This window comes from Phenylobacterium sp., from assembly GCF_046590535.1.
Taxonomy (GTDB): domain Bacteria; phylum Pseudomonadota; class Alphaproteobacteria; order Caulobacterales; family Caulobacteraceae; genus Phenylobacterium.
On record NZ_JBKJTG010000194.1, the window covers coordinates 1 to 6,934 of the forward strand.

At 69.8% G+C, this 6,934-nt stretch carries 8 protein-coding genes; all 8 read right to left on the minus strand.

Translation table 11 applies throughout. From position 1 onward, the window contains the following. Positions 1-468: 468 nt before the first annotated feature. On the minus strand, positions 469-1,731 hold the full coding sequence (locus ACLL81_RS11505) for a M16 family metallopeptidase (protein ID WP_411288482.1): 1,263 nt from the start codon (positions 1,729-1,731) through the stop codon (positions 469-471). A 4-nt stretch (positions 1,732-1,735) separates the two neighbouring features. After that, positions 1,736-3,127 carry a threonine synthase gene (gene thrC / locus ACLL81_RS11510; protein WP_411288483.1) on the minus strand — a complete coding sequence of 464 codons (1,392 nt, stop codon included), beginning with the start codon at positions 3,125-3,127 and terminating at the stop codon, positions 1,736-1,738. After that, positions 3,127-3,855 carry an SURF1 family protein gene (locus ACLL81_RS11515; RefSeq protein WP_411288484.1) on the minus strand — a complete coding sequence of 243 codons (729 nt, stop codon included), beginning with the start codon at positions 3,853-3,855 and terminating at the stop codon, positions 3,127-3,129. The genes thrC and ACLL81_RS11515 overlap by 1 nt, the downstream gene beginning before the upstream one ends. Then, complete coding sequence (locus ACLL81_RS11520) at positions 3,852-4,049, minus strand: DUF983 domain-containing protein (protein WP_411288485.1); 198 nt, start codon at positions 4,047-4,049, stop codon at positions 3,852-3,854. The genes ACLL81_RS11515 and ACLL81_RS11520 overlap by 4 nt, the downstream gene beginning before the upstream one ends. A 68-nt stretch (positions 4,050-4,117) precedes the next feature. Then, entirely contained in the window at positions 4,118-4,990 is an 873-nt protein-coding gene (locus ACLL81_RS11525; protein ID WP_411288486.1) for a cytochrome c oxidase subunit 3, read from the minus strand. Positions 4,991-5,136: 146 nt separating this feature from the next. Continuing rightward, positions 5,137-5,766 carry a cytochrome c oxidase assembly protein gene (locus ACLL81_RS11530; protein ID WP_411288487.1) on the minus strand — a complete coding sequence of 210 codons (630 nt, stop codon included), beginning with the start codon at positions 5,764-5,766 and terminating at the stop codon, positions 5,137-5,139. Next, positions 5,744-5,896 carry a hypothetical protein gene (locus tag ACLL81_RS11535; protein WP_411288488.1) on the minus strand — a complete coding sequence of 51 codons (153 nt, stop codon included), beginning with the start codon at positions 5,894-5,896 and terminating at the stop codon, positions 5,744-5,746. The genes ACLL81_RS11530 and ACLL81_RS11535 overlap by 23 nt, the downstream gene beginning before the upstream one ends. Continuing rightward, entirely contained in the window at positions 5,893-6,864 is a 972-nt protein-coding gene (gene cyoE / locus ACLL81_RS11540; RefSeq protein ID WP_411288489.1) for a heme o synthase, read from the minus strand. Before cyoE ends, ACLL81_RS11535 begins: the two co-directional genes overlap by 4 nt. Between the last annotated feature and the right edge of the window lie 70 nt (positions 6,865-6,934).

Here is a 6,934-nt window from a genome sequence, read left to right on the forward strand (position 1 = left end):
GTCATCGATGCGTTGAGAGCGGCAGGGGCGTTGACCCTTTCGCTCGTGGCGACGGAGGGTGGCGAAATCCTCGGCCACGTCGCCTTTCACCCGTCACGATCAACGGCGAGGCCGGCGATTGGTACGGCCTCGGACCCGTATCCGTGTGGCCGGATCATCAGCGAGCAGGCATAGGTCAAGCGCTGATCCGAGAAGGACTGCAACGGCTCCAATCCATCAGCGCAGACGGGTGCGTTCTGCTCGGCGACCCGGCGTACTACTGTCGGTTTGGGTTTGAGAGTGATCCCGACCTATACGACGTCGACGCGCCGCCGGGAGCTTTCCAGCGCTTGACCCTCAACGGCTCCTGACCAAGCGGCGAGGTGAGCTTCCATCCTGCCTTCGACGCTTCGTAGAACAGAGAGAGCAACCTCTCGCATAGGGGCTGCTCTCCACCTATTTCGACCTTGCGGAGGTCGGCGCCGTGACCTAGCCGAACAGGGCTTTCTCGAAGGCTGGGGCAGCCTTCAGGGCGGCCTTGGGGCCCAGCACCGCCACGGCGGCCTTGCGCGACGCCAGGATGCGGCCGGTGAGGCGGACGAGGTCGGCGGGGGTGACCGCGTCGATCTCGGCGGCCACCGCCTCGGGATCGAGGGTGGCTCCGAACAGCAGCACTTGGCCGGCGGCCTGTTCGGCCCGCGCCAGGGCGGACTCGCGGCCCATGAACATGGAGCCCTTGAGCTGGGCCTTGGCGCGGGAAAGCTCCGCCTCGGCTACGGGCGTCAGCATGCCGGCGATCTCGCCCGCCGCCACCTTGGCCAGTTCCTCGGCGTCCTTGGCCGCGCAGCCGGCGAAGACGCCCAGGACGCCAGTGTCGGCGTAGGTCTCCGAATAGGCGTCGATGGCGTAGGCCAGGCCGCGCACCTCGCGGGCTTCCTGGAAGAGCCGCGAGGCCATGCCGCCGCCGAGAATCTCGGCCAGCAGCCGAAGCGCGAAGTAGTCCCGGTCGCGCACGCCCACGGCGGGCAGCAGCAGCACCAGGGTGGCCTGTTCCAGGGTCTTGGCCACCGGCCGCATGCCGCCGGCGAACTGGGCCCGCTCCGGCGGCTCCAGGCTGTCGCCGCGGACCTGGCCGAAGTCGCGCTCGGCGAGCCGCAGGAGGTCGTCCTCGTCCACCGCCCCGGCGGCGCTAACCACCAGGGTCTGGGGGGCGTAGAGGGCTGCGCGCCAGGCGCCCAGGGTCTCGGCGGTCGACGTGCCGATGGAGGCCGGGGTGCCGAGGATCGGGCGGCCCAGGGGCTGGCCCTCGAAGGCCGCGGCCTGGGCCAGTTCGAACACCAGGTCGTCGGGGGCGTCCGCGGCCTCGGCGATCTCCTGGCCGACCACCTGCTTCTCGCGGGCCAGGTCGCCGCCATCCATGGCAGGGCGCTGCACCAGGTCGGCGATGACGGCGGAGCCGAGGTCGAGGCCCCCCTTCAGCGCCCGGACCTGGAAGCTGGTCCGCTCGTAACCAGTGGCGGCGTTGATGTTGCCGCCCTGGGCCTCAATCACCTCGACGATGTCGCGGGCAGACCGCCCGCCGGCGCCCTTGAAGACCATGTGCTCCAGGAGGTGGGACCAGCCGGAGCGGGCCGCGTCCTCCCAGCGCGCGCCACGGCCGGCGACCACCGACAGCGCCACGGTCTGCAGGCCGGGGATCGGATCGCAGACCACGCGCACGCCGTTGGCCAGGGTGTGGACAGCGGGCGGCATCGGCCTAGGCCTCCGCAAAGGCGCGAACGTAGGCCTTGATGGCCTCCACCTCGGGCGGCAGGCGGTCGAACCGCTCCGGCCGGTCGGCGAGGTTGGCGGCGCCGCGGGGCGGCAGGGGCGTGACCCCGCAGGCCCGGGCCACGTCGTCGGGGAACTTGGCAGGGTGGGCGGTGGAGAGCACCACCACCGGGCCCTCCAGGTCGGCGACGTGGCGCAGCGCCGCGACGCCCACGGCGGTGTGCGGGTCGATCAGCTCGCCGGTCTCGTTGAGGGTGGCGACGATGGTGCGCAGGGTCTCGTCCTCGCTGACGCAGACACCGCGGAAGACGGCGCGCATGGCGGCGAAGGCCTGCGGCGGGATGTCGATGACCCCGGCCTCGGCGAAAGCCTGGAGGGCGCGGGCGGTCTCCACCGGCTCGCGGCTGACGCCCTCGAAATAGAGCCGCTCGAAATTGGAGGCGGACTGGATGTCCATGGCCGGCGACAGGGTCGGCTGGACCACGCCGCGCACATAGCGCCCCTCCTCGAAGGCCCGCGCCAGGATGTCGTTGGAATTGGTCGCCACCACGATGGTCGCGATGGGCAGGCCCATGCGCAGGGCCACATAGCCCGCGAAGGCGTCGCCGAAGTTGCCGGAGGGGACGCAGAAGCTCACCCGCCGGGCCGGCGCCCCCAGGGCCACGGCGGTGGTGAAGTAGTAGACCGCCTGGGCGGCGATGCGGGCGAAGTTGATGGAGTTGACCCCCGACAGATCCACCGCCTGGCGCAGGGCCGGGTCCTGGAAGGCCTGTTTCACGATCGCCTGGCAGTCGTCGAAGGTGCCGGAGACGGCGACGCAGGCGATGTTGGCGTCGTCCGCCGTGGTCATGAACCGACGCTGCACCTCGGAGATGCGGCCTTCCGGGAAAAGGGTCACCACGCGCACGTTGCGGCGGCCGCGGAAGGCCTCGACGGCGGCGCCGCCGGTGTCGCCGGAGGTAGCCACAAGGATCGTCTGGCTGCGCTGCTGGGCGCCCAGCACATGGTCGTAGAGCCGGGCCAGCAGCTGCATGGCCACGTCCTTGAAGGCCAGGCTCGGACCGTGGAAAAGCTCGGCGAGCCAGGCCTCGGGGCCGATCTGCACCAAGGGCACGACGGCCTTGTGGGTGAAGGTGGCGTAGGCCTCCTGGCACATCTCCAGGAGTACCGCCGGCTCGATCTCGTCGCCGGTGAAGGCGCCGATCACCGCGGCCGCCACCTCGTGGTAGGGCCGCCCGGCGAAGGCGGCGATCTGGTCGTGGGTGAACTGCGGCCAGGCCTGCGGCACATAGAGGCCGCCGTCCGGGGCGAGGCCCGCCAGCAGCGCATCCACAAAGCCCACCGCCGGCGCCTGCCCGCGGGTCGAGACGTAGCGCATCAGGACTTCCGCCATTTGAAGAGCATGGCGGCATAGACGGCGAGCAGGGCGCCCGCAAGGCCGTACCAGGTGAGCGCGTACTCCAGGTGGCGGTTGGAGATTTCCGCCGGGACCGGCTCCGGGACCAGGGCCTGCCAGCCCGGATTGGCGGAGGTCTCAGCCATCAGGAAGATCGGCGCTGGGTCCGCAGCGCCCAGGGCCCTGGCCATGGCCGCGATGTCACGGGAGAACCAGCGTTTGGGCGTGTTCGCCGGGGTGACCATGCTTGGGGCGTCGACCTCGCGCAGCACGCCCACCAGCGCCACGGGCGTACGGTCGGCGGCGTCCACCGGCGGCCGCGCGGAGATGGTGTCGCCGACAAAGCCGCGGTCCACCAGGATCGAGCGGTAGGGCGCGCCCTCGACCGCGCAGGCCGAGACCAGCCGCGCGCCGGCCTGGCCCTGACGCAGGCCGTACAGCTCCAGGAACGGCGCGGCGCCCAGGCCAGGACAGACCAGCTTCACCCGGGTGAAACCCACGTCGTCGCCCCTGGCCAGGGCGGCCAGGACACCCGCCACCGGCCGGGCGGGCGCCGCCTCCAGAGCCGCCAGACGGGCGAGCAGGTCCTGCTTCCAGGCGAGGCGCTGGAGTTGCCAGGTCCCCAGCCAGATCAGGATGGCGAAGGCGATCATCGTGGCGATGGTCAGGCCGATGGGGAAGCGGGGGCGCGGAGCTCCAAGCTCAGTCATGGCGGACTTCGGAGGCCTTGTTCATGAACTGAACCGTCGGCATCGCGCCCTTGAAGGGCCGCAGCAGCAGCAGGCAAACGATCAGGGGCAGGCAGCCAGACCACCAAGTGCACCCACACCGGCGGGCTGAACGCCACCTCGGTGAACAGCGCCGCGAACGCCACCACCAACCCCGCCACCTGGATCACGAACACCGCCGGCCCTCTCCGCGGTTGGGGCAGCGGCCGGCCACCCCAGAGACGAGCGGATTGGGTTTGGCCAACTAGTGTCCGCCCGCTCCGGCGAAGACCACATAGATGAACGCGAACAGGAACAGCCAGACCACGTCGACGAAGTGCCAGTACCAAGCCGCCGCCTCGAAACCGAAGTGCTTCTGTGCGGTGAACCCGCCGCCAATCAGTCGGATCAGGCAGACCGCCAGGAAGATGGTGCCGATCAGCACGTGGAAGCCGTGGAAGCCGGTGGCCATAAAGAACGACGAGCCATAGAGGCCGCCGTTGGCCGCTTCCTCGGAGAAGAAGTACTTGTGCTCCAGGATGTGGGCGTACTCGTACACCTGGATCGAAGTGAACAGCACGCCGAGCGCGATGGTGAGCCCCAGCGCGATCTTGGCGCCCTTGCGGTCACCCTGCTGCAGGGCGTGGTGGGCCCAGGTAACGGTGGTGCCGGAGAGCAGCAGGGTCAGGGTGTTGACCAGCGGCAGGTTCCAGGCCGGGACGCTCTCGACGCCATGCGGCGGCCAGCTTGCCCAGGCGGTGCGGACCTCCTCGATGGAAGACAGCGTGCGCGCCTCGTGGAACAGCGCCATCTCGAAGAAGATCCAGAACCAGGCGACGAAGAACATCACCTCGGAGGCGATGAACAGCACCATCCCGTAGCGCAGGCCGATGGAGACCACCGGGGTGTGGTCACCCTGGTTGGCCTCGTTGACCACGTCGCGCCACCAGCCAACCATGGTGTAGAGGACACCGGCCAGGCCCGCGGCGAACAGCCACCAGGTGCCCTGCTCCAGGCCGAACAGGCCTTTCATCCACGCCACGCCGCCCATCGCCATAATCGTCGCCGAGACCGAACCGATCAGTGGCCACGGGCTGGGGTTGACCAGGTGGTAGTCGTGTTTGACGCCTTCGGCCATTTCGGTCCTCAACCCTCGCGAAGTCTCGATACGGCGCAAGTGCTGGACATCAGGCGTCCGCGCAGGCCGGTTTGCGTGACGCTATAGCCCCGCGCCGGTCGATCCGCCAAGGGGAAAGGGCCGCCCGGGCGGGCGGGTTTTCGGGCCTATTGTGTGGTCGGCGTCGACGCCGCGGCGAGAACTGCGGGGGCGTGGGCCTGCACGGGCGCGGGCGCCGTGAGCGAGGGATAGAAGGTATAGGAGAGCGTCACCTCGGGCTTGCCCTTGGTCCCGAAGTCGGAGGCGTACTTCGGGTCGACGAAATAGAGCACCGGCATGTCCACGCTCTGCCGTGGGCCGATGGTCTGGTCGGTGAAACAGAAGCAGTCGAGCTTCTGGAAATAGGGTCCCGCCTGCTCCGGCACGACGTTGAACACCGCCCGGCCGGTGACCGGCTTGTCGCTGTTGTTGGTGACCCGGAAGTGGGCGAGCTTGGTTTCGCCGATGCGGGCGATCTGGGAGGTCTGTTCGGCGGTGAAGGTCCAGGGCAGCTCGCGCACGTTGGCGTCGAAGCGGATGGTCAGGGTCTTGTCCAGCACCGTGTCGGAGGCGGCCTCTGCGCGCCGAGTGGCGCCGTCGAAGCCGGTGAGGTTGCAGAACGCCCGGTAGAGCGGCACCGAGGCGTAGGCCGCCCCAACCATCCCGAAGAAGCCCGCGGCGCAGATCACCGCCACCCGGCGGTTGCGGCGGGTCTCGGGATCCAGGGGCGGACGGCTAGAGGGGACGTTGCGCGACATTGGCTCCGAGCCGGACGATGGTGACCAGGAAGATCAGGATGACGAACAGTACCAGCCCCAGCGCCAGGGCGATACTGCGGCCGCGGCGGGCCTTGGCGGCGGCCTCGGTCTCACCCGCGGGATCGCTCATCGGCCAAGCTCCAGGGCGGGGATGCCCATCAGGTGCTCGCCCAGCAGGGTGGCGAACAAGAGGGTGAGGTAGAGGATGGAGAAGGCGAACAGGTTGCGCGCGTCGCGGGCGCCGGCGCGCACGTCATAGAGGCCGTCGTCGTTGCGCGGGTTGACCATCTCGCCCGCTCGGCTGCGGTAGAGCCGCCAGGCCAGCAGCAGGAAGACCAAGCCGCCCACCGCCGCCACGCCCAGATAGATCGGCCCGCCCAGGCCGGTGAAGGCCGGGACCAGGCAGAGCGGGGCGAACAGGAGGCTGTAGATCAGGATCTGGCGACGGGTGGAGGCCGCCCCGGCCACCACGGGCATCATCGGCACGCCCGCCTTGGCGTAGTCCTCGCTGGTGTAGAGACTCAGCGCCCAGAAGTGCGGCGGGGTCCACATGAAGATGATCGCACAGAGCAGCCAGGCGTTCAGCGGCGCGGTCCCGCTGGCCGCCGCCCAGCCGATCACCGGCGGCAGCGCTCCGGCCAGGCCGCCGATGACGATGTTCTGCGCCGTCCAGCGCTTCAGCCACATGGTGTAGACCACGGCGTAGAAGACGATGGTGAAGGCCAGCAAGCCCGCCGCGAGCCAGTTCATCGCCATGCCCATCAGCATCACCGAGAACAGCGACAGCACCACGCCCAGCGCCAGGGCGTCGGCGCCCTGGACGCGGCCCGCGGGAACGGGGCGTCCGCGGGTGCGGCGCATCTTTGCGTCGATGTCGGCGTCGTACCACATGTTCAGCGCGCCCGACGCGCCGGCCCCCACGGCGATACACAGGATGGCCACCGCGCCCAGCACCGGGTGGATGGGCGTCTCGGCGCAGACCAGGCCGGTCAGGCCGGTGAACACCACCAGCGACATGACGCGCGGCTTCATCAGCTGCAGGTAGTCCTGCCAGCGGGCGGGCGCACGGGTCTGGGCTAGGGCCTCGGACATGGCCATGGACGATACTCTGATGACGGTCGGAGGGCGCGGACCGATCGATCCGCGCCCTCCGGGGTTGGTGATGCTC